Origin of the sequence: Lysinibacillus parviboronicapiens, assembly GCF_003049575.1 — a bacterium.
GTDB classification, from domain to species: domain Bacteria; phylum Bacillota; class Bacilli; order Bacillales_A; family Planococcaceae; genus Lysinibacillus; species Lysinibacillus parviboronicapiens.
In genome coordinates, this window is record NZ_PYWI01000100.1 from 1 (window position 1) to 470 (window position 470).

General features: G+C 41.1%; 1 protein-coding gene. It reads right to left on the reverse strand.

Translation table 11 applies throughout. The features are described from left to right. Window positions 1–470, reverse strand: a 470-nt coding sequence (locus C9J35_RS23260) for a serine--tRNA ligase (protein WP_499842796.1), incomplete at both ends; no start/stop codon positions are given.

The window sequence follows — 470 nt, forward strand, 5'->3', positions numbered from 1 at the left end:
GCATGTAAATCCATCATAAAGCTCATTAATGCACGTTCCAAGCGAGCGCCAAGTCCACGATAGAATAAGAATCGGCTACCCGTTACTTTTGCGCCGCGTTCAAAGTCTACAATTTGAAGATCTGTAGCGATGTCCCAGTGTGCTTTGATTTCAAAATCAAAAGTTGGTACTTCGCCCCATTTTAATACTTCAACATTGTCATCTTCTGTTGTCCCTACAGGCACAGATTCGTGCGGAACATTTGGTAAGCGCATCATCATATCTTTGAAGCGATCTTCTACATCATTTAACTGTATGTCTAGCTCTTTAATTTCGTCGCCTACCTGACGCATACGTGCAATTACTGCATCTGCATTTTCTTTGTTACGCTTCATCACAGAAATTTGCTCAGATACTTTATTACGTTCAGCTTTCAATTCTTCTGTTTTAGCGATTAACTCACGACGTTTCGCGTCTAAGCCATCAAAGTC